This is a genomic window from Hydrogenophaga sp., assembly GCF_050182545.1.
Lineage (GTDB): Bacteria > Pseudomonadota > Gammaproteobacteria > Burkholderiales > Burkholderiaceae_C > Hydrogenophaga.
Window position 1 is genome coordinate 141997 of the sequence record NZ_JBFXCD010000007.1, and the last position, 15572, is coordinate 157568.

Below are 15572 nucleotides of genomic sequence, written 5' to 3' on the forward strand. Positions count from 1 at the left end.
GTTGCCCCTGCCGCGCGTCGCCGGTGGCACCGCGCGGACCACACGGCCTGTGCGACACTGCCGCCCGCCCATGCCCATGAATCCGCTCACCCTCTGGCCCGCCGCGGCCCGCGCCCGCATCCGCGGCGTGCTGACCGACATCGACGACACGCTGACGACCGACGGCGCCATCACGCCCGATGCGCTGCACGCCCTGCAGCGCCTGCGCGCGGCGGGCTTGCCGGTGTTCGCCATCACCGGCAGGCCGGCGGGCTGGAGCGAGGCTTTCGCGCTGGCCTGGCCGGTGAACGCGATCGTGGCGGAAAATGGTGCCGTCGCGCTCTGGCGCGGTGCCGCAGGCGAATTGCGCCGCGACTACCTGCAGGATGCCGCCACGCGCGCCACCAACTTTGCGCGTCTGAAGGCCGCCGCCCAACATGTGCTAGCCGAACTGCCGCACACCCGCCTGGCCACCGACAGCCCCGGTCGCGAGACCGACATCGCCATCGACCACAGCGAGTTCGCGCACCTGGGCGAGGCGGACATCGCGCGCGTGGTGCAACTCATGAAGAGCCAAGGCCTCAATGCCACCGTGAGCTCCATCCACATCAACGGCTGGATCGGCGACCACGACAAGCTCGCCGGCGCGCGCTGGATCGTGCAGTCCCACCTGGGCCGCGCGCTGGACGATGAACTCGATCACTGGGTCTACGTGGGCGACTCGACCAACGACGCGCGCATGTTCGGCCACTTTCCGCACAGCGTGGGCGTGGCCAACGTGGCGCGCTTCTGGAACGCACTCGCGCACCGCCCGCGCTACGTGGCGCAGGGTGAGCGCGGCGCGGGCTTTGCCGAGCTGGTGAACGCGGTGCTGGACGCACGGGCCGCGGACCGGGCATGACCGAACACCCCCTGCCACCCCAGCACAGCCAGGCCATCACCGGCACCGCGCCCACGCCACTCGTGCCCTCGCAGGCCCGGCTCGGCCTGGTCGCCATCTTCGGCTCCACATTTCTCCAGCTGGTGGGCTACTTCATGCTCATGCCGCTGCTGTTGCTGCGGCTCAAGGGCGACGGCGTATCCACTGCGCTGGCGGGGGTGTTCGTGGCGACCGGCTGGCTCGGCGTCTTCGCCATGACGCCGTTTGCGTCGGCCATCACGCAGCGTCTGGGCCGGCGCCCATCGCTGTGGCTCGCCGCCTTCGTGCCGGTGCTCGCCATCACCGGCTTCCTGTTCAGCGATTCGCTGCTGTTGTGGTTCGTCTGCATCCTCATTGAAGGCATGGCAGCGGGCTTGCGCTGGGTCCTGGCCGAAGCCATCGTGGCCGAGTTCTCGCCGCCCACACAACGCGGGCGCAACGTCGGTATCTTTGAAACCATGGTGGGCACCACCTTCGTGCTCGGCCCGCTGGTGCTGGCCTGGGTCGGTGCGCAGAGCGATGCCGCGCTGTGGCTGGCGCTGGCGCTTACCGCGTTCGGCCTGGGTTGGAGCCTGCTCATCCCGCGCCTGCCGGCCGCCGCCGACGCGCACGACGCCAAGGTCGGCCTCTCGGGCGTGTGGCACGCGCTGCGCCTGCACCCGCTGATCATGACGGTGGGCTTCGTCGGCGGCTTCTTCGAAAGCGGGCTCACCTCCATCCTGCCGCTGTACGGCCTGGCGCTCGGCCTGGGCGCCACCGCCGCGGCCCTGCTGGTCTCGGCCAGCGGCCTGGGCAGCGCCATCATGATGCTGCCCGCCGGCCTGCTGGCCGACCGCCTGGCGCACCACCCCAGGCAGCGCTGGGGCAACGTGCGCGACTCGCGCCTGAAGATCATGCGGCTGTGTGCGCTGATCACGCTGCTGGCCACGCTCGTCATTCCCTTCGTGGCGGGCACGCCCTGGCTGGCCGCGCCGGTGGCCTTCCTGTGGGGTGGGGCCGGCGGCAGCCTCTACACGCTGGCCATGATCGACATCGGCTCGCGCGAGGAAGGCATCACCCTGGTCAACAGCACCGCCGTGCTGGTGCTGTCGTACACACTGGGTGGCGTGCTCGCGCCCGCGCTGGGTGCCGCCGCGCTGCAGTGGGTGCCCACGCTGGGCTTCCCGGCGCTGCTGCTGGCGGTGGCCGGCTGGGGCTGGTGGCTGTTGCGACGGGCCACAACGTCCCCATCTGCAGGAACCCCACGGGTTTAAGCTGCTCCCACCGTGTTCCCGCCCACCTGTGAAAGGACTCCCCATGGCCATCCCCTGGCTGGTTGCCCTGAAAGTGATTCCCTGGGGCGACGTGATCGAGCACGCGCCCAAGGTGCTCAATGCCGCGCGCAAGCTGATGGACCGCCAGAAGATGCCGGCCGAGAGCACGCCCCTGCCTGAACCGCTGGACATGGGCGACGCGCCCCCCAGTCCGGGTGAGCTGAAAAACCGCCTGATCGAGGCGCGCCAGCTGATCGACCAGCAGGCGGCGGTGCAGGAACAGATGGCGCAGACGCTCACCGAGTTGGCCGAACAGAACGCGCGCCTGGTGGGTGCGGTGGACCTGCTGCGCAAGCGCACGCGCGTGCTGATGGTGGTGGTCGCCGCCCTGGTCGTCGGCATGGCCGTGCTGTTCGCGCGCTGATCATCCTTCGTCGCGTTCGGCCTGCAGCGTCGCGTCGCAACCCACGCCCGCCGCGATCCAGCGCCGCGCGAGCCGCCGCAACACCGGCGCCGCCCAGCGCCAGCGCGGCCCCAGCACCGTTGCCGTGTCGGTGAGCGCACCGCAGCGGTAGTTCGACCGCGCCTCGTCCCAGCGCAGCGCATCGCACGCGCCCACGCGCTTGCGCGAGATCACCCGACCCAGCGGGCACGGCTCGGCCAGGCAGCACACGCCACAGCCGTTGCAGGGCGCGCCCAGCGCGGGCTTGTCCGGCGCCTCTTCGTGGATGTGGATGACCTGGGGGATCATCTCAGCCGGCCTGGGCCTTGCCGGCCACCCGCAATTCCGGCGCGCATCCAGTACACACCGCGGAACTGGCTTCGCCAGGCCGCTGGTGTGGTCCCCCTGGGGGGATGCCGCGAAGCGGCGCAGGGGGGATTCATGTTCTCGCCAGCACCGGCCCCAGCACCCGCCCGGTGTGCGTGCCCAGCCGCACCACCTCGTCCGGCGGCGCGGCGGCGACGATCTGGCCACCACCGCTGCCGCCTTCGGGGCCGAGGTCGATGATCCAGTCGGCCTCGGCCATCACGTCCAGATCGTGTTCGATCACGATCACGCTGTGGCCGCCGTCGACCAGGCGGTGCAGCACGCGGATGAGTTTCTCCACGTCGGCCATGTGCAGGCCGACCGTGGGCTCGTCGAGCACATAGAGCGTGTGGGGCGCCTTCTGGCCACGGCGCGTGATGTCATCGCGCACCTTGCTCAGTTCAGTCACCAGCTTGATGCGCTGCGCCTCGCCACCGGACAGCGTGGGGCTGGGCTGGCCCAGCGTGAGGTAGCCCAGGCCCACATCCTTGAGCAGTTGCAAAGGATGGGCGATGTTGGGCATGGAGGCGAAGAAGTCGACCGCCTCGTCCACTTCCATCTGCAGCACATCGCCAATGCTCTTGCCCTTCCAGGTGACGGCCAGGGTCTCGGGGTTGAAGCGCGCGCCGTGGCAGACCTCGCAGGGCACTTTCACATCGGGCAGGAAACTCATCTCGATGGTGCGCATGCCCTGGCCCTCGCAGGCCGGGCAGCGGCCCTCGCCGGTGTTGAAGCTGAAGCGGCCCGGCCCGTAGCCGCGCGCCTTCGCTTCCAGCGTGTCGGCGAACAGCTTGCGCACCGTGTCCCAGAAGCCGATGTAGGTGGCCGGGCAACTGCGCGGCGTCTTGCCGATGGGGGTCTGGTCGACTTCGAGCACACGGTCCACGGGCTCGCTGCCCAGCAACCTCTCGCAGCCGGTCCACGCAGGTCGCTCGCCCGCGTCCCATGCCTTCTTGCCGGCCGCCGTGTTGCGCGCGGCCACGGCGGCAGCCACGTTGGTCAGCAGCACGTCGCGCGCGAGGGTGGACTTGCCCGAGCCCGACACGCCGGTGATGACAACCAGGCGCTGCAGCGGTACGGCGGCATCGAGCTCGTGGAGGTTGTGCAGGTTCGCGCCGCGGATCTGCAGCCAGGGCGTGCTCTCACCCCCACCCGCTCCCGCCTGAGGGAGCAGAGGCAGGACCGCGCGCCGCGCCTTCAACGGGTGTTTCATCGCGTGCAGCAGGTAGCGCCCAGTCACCGAATCCGCATTCGCCGAGAGATCGCTCACCGAGCCCTGCGCGACCACGCGGCCTCCGCGTTTGCCGGCGCTGGGGCCGATGTCGATGATGTGGTCGGCGCGGCGGATCGTGTCCTCGTCGTGCTCCACCACCACCAGCGTGTTGCCCTGGTCGCCGAGCTTGTGCAGCGCGTTGAGCAGGATGGCGTTGTCACGCGCGTGCAGACCGATGGTGGGCTCGTCGAGCACGTAGCACACGCCCTGCAGGTTGCTGCCCAGCTGCGCCGCCAGCCGGATGCGCTGTGCCTCGCCGCCACTGAGCGTGGGCGCGCCGCGGTCCAGCGTCAGGTAGTTCAGCCCGACCTCTTCAAGGAACGCAAGGCGGCCCTCGATCTCGGGCAGCAGGTCGCGCGCGATGTCGGCCTCGCGAGGGGACATGAGCCCCCACGCTCCGCCACTGACGCGGGTCGCTGCCCCCCTGGGGGGCTGATCCGGCCTGGGGCGGCCCGGCGCCGGATCCTCCACAGCCTCGCCGCCGCCCATCAACCCGCGCACCCAGGCGCGCACCTCGCGCACCGACAGGCGCGCGACATCGGTGATGCCCACGCCCGCGAACTTCACCGCGCGCGCCTGCGCATTCAGGCGTGTGCCCTCGCAGGTGGGGCAGGCCTCGTCCACCAGGTCTTCCACCTCGGGCTCGGCAAAGCTTTGCTCTCGGCCCTTCTCCTTGTCGTCGCGCACCGAATCGTCCAGCGCCTTGCGCTGGTCGCGCGAGAGCTTCACCCCGGTGCCGACGCAATCCGGGCACCAGCCGTGTTTGCTGTTGTACGAGAACAGTCGCGGGTCGAGTTCGGGGTAGCTGGTCGCGCACACCGGGCAGGCGCGCGTGGTGGAAAACACCTCCATCGTGCCAAGCTCGCGGGTGGACGCGCCATCGGCCAGCGCCTGGGCCAGGCCATCGAGCGGCGCGAGCACATGCACCACACCCTTGCCGATCTCCAGCGCCTTGTTGAGCTGCTGGCGCAGCGCGGTCTCGTGGTCGGCGCTGACCACGAAGTCGGCCACGGGCAATTCGATGGTGTGTTCCTTGAAGCGGTCGATGCGCGGGAAACCGGTGGTAGGCAGGAACTCGCCGTCCACCCGCAGGTGGCTGTAGCCGCGCGGCCGCGCCCAGTCGGCCAGTTCGGTGTAGACGCCCTTGCGGTTGACCACCAGCGGCGCAAGCAGGCCGACGTGCCGGCCCTTGTAGCGCGAGAGGATGGCGGCGGCGATGCTGTCGGCGCTCTGCGGCATCACGGCCGCGCCGTCGTGCACGCAGTGCTGCGTGCCCAACTTCACATAGAGCAGGCGCAGGAAGTGCCAGATCTCGGTGGTCGTGCCCACGGTGGACTTTCGACCGCCGCGCGAGAGGCGCTGCTCGATCGCCACCGTGGGCGGGATGCCGTAGACCGCGTCCACCTCGGGGCGGCCTGCGGGCTGCACGATGCTGCGGGCATAGGCGTTGAGGCTCTCCAGGTAGCGCCGCTGCCCTTCGTTGAAGAGGATGTCGAAAGCCAGCGTGGACTTGCCCGAACCGCTCACGCCCGAGATCACGTTGAACCGGCCGCGCGGGATGTTGACACTCAGGCTCTTGAGGTTGTGCTCCTTGGCGTTGACGATGCGGATCGCGTGATCGTTCGGCGCCTCTGCGCGCGCGGCCCGCACCCCTGCCCTCCCCCAGCGGGGGAGGGAGTCGGAGACGGCGTGCACCTCGCCCATGGCCAGCGCGTACTCGCGCAGCGCCTTCGCCGTGTGGCTGCTGGCGTGCTCGCGCACCTGTTCCGGCGGGCCTTCGGCCACGATCAGCCCGCCCGCGTCGCCGCCCTCGGGGCCGAGGTCGATCAGCCAGTCGGCCGATCGGATCACGTCCAGGTTGTGCTCGATCACCACCAGCGAGTGGCCAGCGTCGAGCAGCTTGCGCAGCGAGCGCATGAGCTTGGCGATGTCGTCGAAATGCAGGCCGGTGGTGGGTTCGTCGAACAGGAACAGCGTGCCCTTGCGCGCCACCGGCTGGCGGCTCGCACTGCCGCTCTTCGAGGCCTCGGCCAGAAAACCCGCGAGCTTGAGGCGCTGCGCCTCGCCGCCCGAGAGCGTGGGCACGGGCTGGCCGAGCTTGACGTACTCCAGCCCCACGTCCACGATGGGCTGCAGCACGCGGATGACGTCTCTGTCGCCCGCGAACAGGGCCGCGGCCTCGCTCACGGTGAGGTCGAGCACGTCGGCCACGTTGAGGTGGCGGCCGCCGCGTTCGATGCGCACTTCCAGTATCTCGGGCCGGTAGCGCTTGCCGTCGCAGTCCGGGCAGCGCAGGTACACGTCGCTGAGGAACTGCATCTCCACATGCTCGAACCCCGAGCCGCCGCAGGTGGGGCAGCGCCCGTCGCCGCTGTTGAAGCTGAACTTCGCCGGCGTGTAGCTGCGCTGGCGCGCCAGCGGGGCGTCGGCGAACAGCGCGCGGATCGCATCCCAGGCACCGACGTAGCTCACCGGGTTGGAGCGCGCGGTCTTGCCGATGGGCGACTGGTCGACGAACACGACCTCGCTCAGGAAGTCGGCACCGAGCAGGCGGTCGTGCGCACCCGGGCTGTCGGTGGACTTGCCGAAGTGGCGCAGCAGCGCGGGCGCCAGCACGTCCTGGATCAGGCTGGACTTGCCCGAGCCCGACACGCCGGTGACCACCACAAGGCGCTGCAGCGGGAACTCGACCGACACGTCCTTCAGGTTGTGCTCGCGCGCGCCTTCGAGGATGAGGCGCGGCGTGCTGTCGGTCACCGCGCGCTTGAAGCCCATGCCGATGGTCTTGCGCGAGCCGAGGTAGGCGCCGGTGAGCGTGTCGGCCGAACGGATCGCCTCGGGCGTGCCGTCGAACACGATCTGCCCGCCGCGCTCACCCGGGCCGGGGCCCATGTCGATCAGGCGGTCGGCCGCAAGCATCACGGCCGGGTCGTGCTCCACCACCACCAGCGTGTTGCCGGCGTCGCGCAGGCGCAGCATGGCGTCGTTGATGCGCGCCATGTCGCGCGGGTGCAGGCCGATGCTGGGCTCGTCGAGCACGAACAAGGTGTTCACCAGCGAGGTGCCGAGCGCCGTGGTGAGGTTGATGCGCTGCACCTCGCCGCCGCTGAGCGTGCGGCTCTGGCGGTCCAGCGTGAGGTAACCGATGCCGACCTCGCAGAGGTAGCGGATGCGGGTGTTGATCTCGTCAAGCAGGAGCTTGAGGGCCTGCGCCTGGCCCGCATGGACCTCCTTCCCTCCCGGGGGGAAGGCGGGGATGGGGGCTTGTGCGACAGCAGGCGCGAGGGAGGCAAAAAACACCCGCAACCTGTCCAGCGGCATCAGCATCAGGTCGTGCAGGCACAAACCGGGCAGCGCTTCGAGTTGCGCGCGCTGCCACTTCACGCCCTGCGGCATGTAGCGCTGCGACGGCGGCAGCACCGCGTCGGCCTGCGCCCTCGTGCCGAGGCGCCACAACAGGCTGTCGGTCTTGAGCCGCGCACCGTGGCAGGTGGGGCACTCGGTGTAACTGCGGTACTTCGACAAGAGCACGCGGATGTGCATCTTGTAGGCCTTGCTCTCCAGGTATTCGAAGAAGCGGTCCACGCCATACCAGTGCTGGTTCCACTTGCCGTTCCACTGCGGCGAGCCGCTCTTCACCCAGTGCCGCTGCTCGTCGGTCAGCTTGGCCCAGGGCGTGTCGCGAGGGATGCCGGCGGCCTCGGCGTGGCGCATCAGGTCGTCCTGGCACTCCTTCCAGGCCGGCGTCTGGAACACCTTGATCGCACCCGCGCGCAGCGTGAGCTTGTCGTTGGGAATGACCAGCCCGTAGTCCACGCCAATGACACGGCCAAAACCCCGGCAAGCCTCGCAGGCCCCCACCGCCGAGTTGAACGAAAACATCGACGGCGTGGGCTCGCTGTAGCGGATATCGCTCTCAGGGCAATGCAGCCCCGTCGAAAAGCGCCACACCTCGGCCTCCACCGATCCGGCGCCACCCGATTGGGGGTCAGATTCCGATTTCAGGGCATGGACCATGAGCTTGCCGCCGCCGCGCTTGAGGCCGACCTCGATCGCCTCCATCACGCGCGCGGGCTCGGCGCTGCCGATGCGGAAACGGTCGGCCACGACGTCGAGCACCTTGATGGATTCCATGGGCGCGGCCTTGGTCTTGCCTTTGCCCTTCGCCTTGTCTTCTCCCGAGGGCGCCGCGCGCTGCACCACGCGCTCGGCCTGCACCCGCGTGTAGCCACTGGCGGAGAGCCATTGTTCGATCTCCTCGGGTGTGGTGCTCGCGGGCAGTTCCACCGGAAAGGTCACGACCAGACGGGGATCGCCCTGCTCCCGCGCCCGTTGCTGCAGCTCCAGGTAGATCGACTCGGGCGAGTCGTGCCGCACCAGCATCGCCGTCTCACGGTCGTACAGCTCGGCACCGCGCGCGAACAGCAGCTTCAGGTGGTCGTTCAGTTCGGTCATGGTGCCCACCGTGGAACGTGAGCTGCGCACCGGGTTGGTCTGGTCGATCGCAATGGCCGGCGGCACGCCCTCCACCCGGTCCACGGCGGGCTTGTCCATGCGGTCGAGGAACTGGCGCGCGTAGGCGCTGAAGGTCTCCACGTAGCGGCGCTGGCCTTCGGCGAACAGGGTGTCGAACACCAGGCTGGATTTGCCCGAGCCGCTGGGCCCGGTGACCACGGTGAGTTCGCCGGTGCGGATGTCCAGATCGAGGTTTTTCAGGTTGTGCTGGCGCGCCCCGCGGATGCGGATCAGCCCGGAACCGCCTTCCGTCGGTCCATCAAGCACATCGGCATCGGACGCAATTGAAATGGCGGCCGCGGACAGCTCGGCGGGCGGAAAGGCATCGGACATGCAGGGGCTCCAGAGGGGGACGCAAAGATTCTACGGAGCCGTGTGACAAAGCCACCGGCGCGTACGTCATATCCACAATTTCCGGTCCGCGCGCTGTCCATAGACTCGGCCCACACCCGGAGACACACACCTATGAACAACGTCCATATGCGCAAGCAGATCCTCGCAACCCTCGGCCTGTGTGGCCTGCTGCTCGCTGCCCCCGCGTTGGCCCAGCTGCGCATCGGCCAGCCCTCGGGCTTCACGGGCTCGGTGGCGGCCGGCGTCAAGGAAAACACCGATGGTGCCAAGCTGTATTTCGACGCCGTCAATGCGCGCGGCGGCATCAATGGCCAGAAGATCGAGCTGATCTCGGTGGACGACAAGTTCGATCCCAAGGTCACCGTGGAAGTCGCGCGCGAGCTGATCACCAGACAGGGCGTGCTGGCGCTGTTCCTGAACCGCGGCACGCCACACTCGCAGGCGCTGCTGCCGCTGCTGGCCGAGCACAAGGTGCCGCTGGTGGGACCGAGCACGGGCGCCATGGTGCTGCACGAGCCGGTCAACCCCTGGGTGTTCAACGTGCGCGCCACCTACCAGCGCGAGGCGGCCAAGGCGATCGAACACCTGGCCAGCATCGGCATCACCCGCATCGCCGTGTTGACGACCGACGATACCTTCGGCGCCGACGGTGCCGAGGGCGCGCTCAAGGGGTTTGCAGAGGCCAGGCTCCAGCCGGTGCTGCTCGAGAAATTTCCGCGCGACAAGCCGGTGTTCACCGAACTGGCCAAGGGCGTGCACACCAGCAACGCGCAGGCGGTGATGGTGATCGGCTCGGCCGGCAACACCGCCAACGCGGTCAAGGCGATCCGTGCCGCGGGCTCGCGGGCGCAGGCGGTCACGCTGTCGAACAACGCCTCGGAGGGCTTCATCAAGCTGCTGGGCGAACATGCGCGCGGCGTGATCGTCACGCAGGTGTTTCCCAACGAGCGCTCGGTGGCCTACGGCCTGATCAAGGAAGCGCAGGACCTCGCCAAGGCCAAGGGCATGCCGGGTGTGTCGCCGGCGATGATGGAGGGCTTCGCGGCCGCCAAGGTGGTGGCCGAGGGCCTGCGCCGCGCCGGGCCCAAACCCACCCCGGCCGCGCTGCGTGACGCGCTGGAAGGCATGCGCAACTACGACCTGGGCGGGCTGTCGGTGAGCTACAGCCCGACCAACCACACGGGGCTGGATTTCGCCGACCTGTCCATCGTGGACGCGAGCGGGAAGTTCAGAAGGTAGGCGCCCGCCTGCTATCCCTTCACGATCAGCACCGGCGTCTTCGCGTGCGTCAGCACCTTCTGCGCCACGCTGCCGAGAATCAGCGCCTTCACGCCACGGTGGCCGTGCGAGCCCATGACGATCAGGTCGCAGCCCTCGGCCTCGGCCGTTTCGATGATGCCTTCGTAGACCACGTTGCGTTCGATGGTGTCGCCCACGCACTCCACCCCTTCGGCCTTGCAGGCCAGGCGCAGGGCGTCCAGCGCCTGGGTGGCCGCACCCTTGGCTTCGGTCAGGTAGGCCTGCAGGCCGATGGCCGAGGCGTCACCGATGCCGATGTAGGGGAACGGGTCGATCACGTTGACGCCGACGATCTGCGCGTTCAGGCGCTTGGCGAGCTGTACCGCCGCGGTGGTGGCCTGGGCCGCGAGCGTGGAACCGTCGGTGGGAACCAGGATTTTCTTGAACATGGCAACTCTCCTGTGGTGTGAGATGAACCCGCCCCGGCGGGGACTGGGTCCATCGTAGGTGTCCGGCTTGCCTGCGGGCTTGAGGCAGGTCAATGCCGGGCCGTTGCGCGCGCGGCCTGCAGGGGCCGCACGTCCACCGCACAGTACTTCAATTCGGCGATCTTGCCCACCGGATCCAGGGCCGGGTTGGTCAGCAGGTTGGCCGCCGCCTCGGCATAGGCGAATGGGATGAAAGCCGTCTCGCGCGGCATGCCATCGTCCAGCCGCACCGGCAACGCCACTTCGCCCCGGCGAGAACGCACCTGCGCCAGCGCCCCAGCCTCCAGACCCAGGCGCGCTGCCGTCTCGGGGTGCAGGCTCACCACGGGGCCCGGCTCGAGCGCGTCGAGCACGCCACTGCGCCGCGTCATGCTGCCCGTGTGCCAGTGCTCAAGCTGCCGGCCCGTGATCAGAACCAGCGGGAAGCCGGCATCGGGCTGTTCGTCCGGTGGCGTGAGCGCGGCGCGCACCAGCGTGGCGCGACCGCTGGCGGTGGGAAAGCCATCGACGAACACCACCGCCTGCCCGGGCTCGTCCTCGCGGCCCACCGGGTAGGTCACTGCGCCTTCGCGGCGCAGGCGCGCCCACGACAGGCCGGCGATGCTGGGCATGAGCGCGCGCATTTCCTCGAACACCGCGCCGATGCCCTGCCGCGCATCGTCGCCCGCGCTGCCGTCGGCGGCCACGCCATACGCCCAGCCCAGCCCCAGGCGGCGCGCGAGCTGTTCGGTGATCCACGCATCGGCGCGCGCCTCACCCGGTGCGGCCACGGCCTTGCGGCCGAGCTGCACGCAGCGGTCGGTGTTGGTCACGCTGCCGGTCTTTTCGGGCCAGGCGGTGGCGGGCAGCACCACATCGGCCAGACTCGCGGTTTCGGTCAGGAAGATGTCCTGCACCACCAGATGGTGCAGGCCGGCAAGGGCTTCGCGGGCATGGGTCGCGTCGGGGTCGCTCATGGCCGGGTTCTCGCCCTGGATCAGCATGGCGCGAATGTCACCGCGGTGCGCGGCGTCGATGATCTCCACCACCGTCAGGCCGGGTTCGCTGCCCAGCGTGCCGGCGGGCAGGCCCCACAGGCGCTCGGCCTTCTCACGCGCCGGCGCGTCGGCCACGCGCTGGTAGTCGGGCAGCACCATGGGAATCAGGCCCGCATCGCTCGCGCCCTGCACGTTGTTCTGCCCGCGCAGCGGGTGCAGGCCGGTGCCTGGCCGGCCGATCTGCCCGGTGATGAGCGAGAGCGCGATCAGGCAGCGCGCGTTGTCGGTGCCGTGTGTGTGCTGGCTGATGCCCATGCCCCAGAGAATCATGGCGTTCCTTGCCGTGGCGTAGGCGCGCGCGACCTCGCGCAGCGTGCCCGCGTCGATGCCGCAGACCGGGGCCATGGCCTCGGGCGCGAAGTCGGCCAGATGCGCTTTCAGTTGCGCATAGTCCAGGGTATGGGCTTCGATGTAGGCGGGATCGGTGAGGCCCTCGAACACGATGGTGTGCAGCAGCGCATTGAGCAGGGCCACATCGGTGCCGGATTTGAAGCCCAGGTGCTTCCAGCTGTGCCGCGCGAGCTCGGTGCGGCGCGGATCGGCCAGCACCAGCTTCATGCCGTTGTTGCGCACCGCGTTCTTGATCCAGGTCGCGCCCACCGGATGGTTCTGCGCCGGGTTGGCGCCGATCAGCAGCACGAAGTCGGCGTGCTGCACGTCGCGCAGCGGGTTGGTGACCACGGCCGAGCCCAGGCCCTCCATGAGCGCGGCCACGCTGGAGGCGTGGCACAGGCGGGTGCAGTGGTCCACGTTGTGCGTGGCGAACGCGGTGCGGACCAGCTTCTGGAACAGGTAGGCCTCTTCGTTCGTGCCCTTGGCCGAGCCGAAGCCGGCCACCGGGCTGCGGCGGCCGCGCTCGGGCGTGGCGGCGAGCGCGCGGCGAAAACCTTCCGCGGCCACGTCGAGTGCTTCATCCCAGCTGGCTTCGCGGAAGCGCTCGCGCACCTGTTCGGGTGTGAGGCGACGCAGTTCGCCCTGCGGGTCTTTCGGCACGCCGGCGCGGCGGATCAGCGGGCGCGTGAGGCGCTCCGGGCTGTGCGCGTAATCGAAACCGAAACGGCCCTTGACACACAGCCGGCCCTCATTGGCCGGACCCGCGATGCCCTCGACGTGCTCGATCTTTTCATCCGTGACGTGGTAGGTGAGCTGGCAGCCCACGCCGCAGAAGGGGCATACCGAGTCCACCTGCCGCTGCGAAGGCTTCGCATAGGCGCCATTGGCGGGCGCGATGGCGCCCGTGGGGCAGGCCTGCACGCATTCGCCGCAGGCCACGCAGGTGCTCGCGCCCAGGAGGTCGTTCTGGTCGAACACGATCTGCGCGTGGCCGCCGCGAAACGCCAGGCCGAGCACGTCGTTGCCCTGCGTCTCACGGCAGGCGCGGATGCAGCGCGTGCACTGGATGCAGGCGTCCAGGTTCACCGCCATGGCCGGGTGGGACAGATCGGTGCCCCCCGAGGGGGCTGCCCCGCCTTGGGGCGGCCCGGCGGCGGGTCGTGCGCCTTGTCGCAACGGGAAGCGGGAAGCACGCGCACCCGAGGCCTGCGCCCAGTGCGCCAGCTCGCTGTCGAATTTGAGCGCGGTGGTGTCCGGTGCATCCGACAGCAGCAGCTCCAGCACGGTTTTCTGCGCCGCGACCGCGCGCGGATTGTCACTGTGCACCACCATGCCCGGCGCGGGCGCGCGGCAGCACGAGGGCGCCAGCACCCGCTCACCCTCGATCTCGACCACGCAGGCGCGGCAGTTGCCGGGGCTGCGCAAGCCGTCCTTGTGGCACAGGTGCGGAATGGCCACGCCCGCGCGCTGCGCCGCCTTCAGCAAGGTCTCGCCGGGCGCGGCCTCGACCGCTCGGCCGTTGAGCGTGAAGGCCACCGGCGTCGCGTCCTTTGGCAGGTCGTCGGTCTTCATGCGGACACCTCCTTCGGGAAGAAGCGCAACACACTGTCCACCGGATTGGGTGCGGCCTGGCCCAGGCCGCAGATGCTCGCGTCGCGCATCACCTGCGAGAGTTCGGCCAGCAGCGGCGCGTCCCACACCGGCGCCTGCATCAGCTGCACAGCTTTCGTGGTGCCGGCGCGGCAGGGTGTGCACTGGCCGCAGGATTCGTGCTCGAAGAACCGCATGAGGTTGAGCGCGGCACCGCGCGCGGTGTCGTTCTGGCCCAGCACCACCACAGCCATGGAACCCACGAAGGCACCATGTTCGGCCAGGGTGTCGAAGTCCAGCGGCACGTCGGCCAGCGACGCAGGGAGGATGCCGCCCGAGGCGCCACCCGGCAGCCAGGCGTGGAGGGTGTGCCCTTCGGCCATGCCGCCGGCAAAGTCGTCCACCAGCTCGCGCAGCGTGACGCCGGCGGGCGCCAGATACACACCGGGCTTTTTCACCCGGCCCGAGACCGAGAAGCGCCGCAGGCCGCTGCGCCCACGCCGGCCCTGGCCGGCGAGCCAGGCGCCACCTTTGTCCAGCAGGGTGGGCACCCACCAGAGGGTCTCGGGGTTGTGCGCCAGCGTGGGCCGGCCGAACACACCATTGAGCGCGACGATGGGCGGCTTCAGGCGCGGCAACCCGCGTTTGCCCTCCACCGATTCGATCAGCGCCGATTCTTCGCCGCAGATGTAGGCACCGGCCCCGCGCCGCAGTTCGATGTGCGGCGGCGCGTAGTCGGGGTAGCGCACGGTGAGCGCGCGCAGTGTGGCCTCCAGCACGGTCAGTTCGCGCGTGAGCAGGGTGCGCAGGTCGTGGTACTCGTCGCGCAGGTAGATCCACACGCGCTCGGCGCCCACCACATGGGCGGCAATCAGCATCCCTTCGAGCATCTGCGGTGTGCCGGCCTGGGTGCTGGTGAGCAGCTGCCCGTCCTTGAAGGTGCCGACCTCGCCTTCGTCGATGTTGACCACCATGTGGCGTGGGCCAGGCTGCGCGCGCACGGTGTCCCACTTGCGCCAGGCTGGAAACCCTGCACCGCCCAGGCCCCGCAGGTTCGAGGCCTTGAGCTCGGCCAGCACCTGGTCGGCCGTGAGCGCGCCCGAGAGCAGGCGGCGCAGCTGCGGCAGGTCGGACCGGTCGGGCGCGGGCAAGGCGCGCGGCCCGGTCTCGCCGCGCGCCAGCAGGTCCCGCACCGCGGTCACGCTGGCCGCGGGCAACTGCCGCTGACCAACGCAGGCCGCGGGTGCCCCATGGCACTGACCCACACAGGGGGCGGCCTGCACGCGCACCGAGGCGTCGCCCGCCAGCGCCGCCTGCAGATCGGCCAGCAGCGCCTCACTGCCCGCCATGGCGCACGAAAGGCTGGTGCACACGCGCACCACGGTGGCCGGCAGTGGCGCCGCGTCGTCCACGATCTCGAAGTGGTGGTAGAAGCTCGCCACCTCGAACACCTCGACCTGGCTCAGGCGCAGGCGCTCGGCCAGCGCCGCCAGATGGCCGTGGCGCAGCCCGCCTTCGGCGTCCTGCAGGCGGTGCAGGTGCTCGATCAGCAGGTCGGCGCGGGGCTCAAGGCCTGCGCACAACGCGGCGACGCGCCCGCGTGCCTCGGGCGCCACCTGGCGCCCCTTGGGCGTGTGGCGCGGGCGGCCACGGCCCGGGGTGTCCAGCGAACGGATGGGAATCACGGTGGGTTTCATGGGGCGTTGGCCGGTCTCGCGGACCGCTCTGGTGTGTGGTTTTCAGCGTAGCACCCTCACGCCGGCTTAATATGTTCTTCACTTCAT

Annotated in this window: 9 protein-coding genes; 4 read left to right on the forward strand and 5 right to left on the reverse strand. The window is 69.8% G+C overall.

What is annotated here, in order from left to right; translation table 11 throughout:
- The first annotated feature begins 76 nt into the window (after window positions 1-76).
- The 3 genes from AB7P10_RS10015 to AB7P10_RS10025 are packed head-to-tail and all read left to right on the forward strand — an operon-like array spanning window position 77 to window position 2575.
- Entirely contained in the window at window positions 77-880 is an 804-nt protein-coding gene (locus AB7P10_RS10015) for an HAD-IIB family hydrolase (RefSeq protein WP_428293697.1), read from the forward strand.
- Window positions 877-2151 (forward strand): MFS transporter, encoded by a 1275-nt coding sequence (locus tag AB7P10_RS10020; protein WP_428293698.1) that lies wholly within the window; start codon window positions 877-879, stop codon window positions 2149-2151. The genes AB7P10_RS10015 and AB7P10_RS10020 overlap by 4 nt, the downstream gene beginning before the upstream one ends.
- Before the next feature lie 43 nt (window positions 2152-2194).
- Window positions 2195-2575 carry a hypothetical protein gene (locus AB7P10_RS10025; RefSeq protein ID WP_428293699.1) on the forward strand — a complete coding sequence of 127 codons (381 nt, stop codon included), beginning with the start codon at window positions 2195-2197 and terminating at the stop codon, window positions 2573-2575.
- On the opposite strand, the gene AB7P10_RS10030 is transcribed toward AB7P10_RS10025, so the two are convergent.
- Window positions 2576-2902 (reverse strand): hypothetical protein, encoded by a 327-nt coding sequence (locus tag AB7P10_RS10030; RefSeq protein ID WP_428293700.1) that lies wholly within the window; start codon window positions 2900-2902, stop codon window positions 2576-2578.
- Between the two features lie 130 nt (window positions 2903-3032).
- Entirely contained in the window at window positions 3033-9080 is a 6048-nt protein-coding gene (gene uvrA / locus AB7P10_RS10035) for an excinuclease ABC subunit UvrA (RefSeq protein WP_428293701.1), read from the reverse strand.
- A 132-nt stretch (window positions 9081-9212) separates the two neighbouring features.
- Here uvrA and AB7P10_RS10040 point away from each other — a divergent pair, with 132 nt between their 5' ends.
- A complete protein-coding gene (locus AB7P10_RS10040; protein WP_428293702.1) occupies window positions 9213-10340 on the forward strand; it encodes an ABC transporter substrate-binding protein in 1128 nt (375 codons plus the stop codon).
- 11 nt (window positions 10341-10351) lie between these two features.
- On the opposite strand, the gene AB7P10_RS10045 is transcribed toward AB7P10_RS10040, so the two are convergent.
- The 3 genes from AB7P10_RS10045 to AB7P10_RS10055 all read right to left on the reverse strand — a co-directional run bounded on the left by AB7P10_RS10045 (window position 10352) and on the right by AB7P10_RS10055 (window position 15485).
- The gene (locus tag AB7P10_RS10045; RefSeq protein WP_428293703.1) at window positions 10352-10789 is read right to left on the reverse strand and encodes a universal stress protein; all 438 of its coding nucleotides are present in this window, start codon (window positions 10787-10789) and stop codon (window positions 10352-10354) included.
- An 89-nt stretch (window positions 10790-10878) separates the two neighbouring features.
- Window positions 10879-13770 carry a molybdopterin-dependent oxidoreductase gene (locus AB7P10_RS10050; protein WP_428293704.1) on the reverse strand — a complete coding sequence of 964 codons (2892 nt, stop codon included), beginning with the start codon at window positions 13768-13770 and terminating at the stop codon, window positions 10879-10881.
- Window positions 13767-15485 carry an NADH-ubiquinone oxidoreductase-F iron-sulfur binding region domain-containing protein gene (locus AB7P10_RS10055; protein WP_428293705.1) on the reverse strand — a complete coding sequence of 573 codons (1719 nt, stop codon included), beginning with the start codon at window positions 15483-15485 and terminating at the stop codon, window positions 13767-13769. Before AB7P10_RS10055 ends, AB7P10_RS10050 begins: the two co-directional genes overlap by 4 nt.
- Between the last annotated feature and the right edge of the window lie 87 nt (window positions 15486-15572).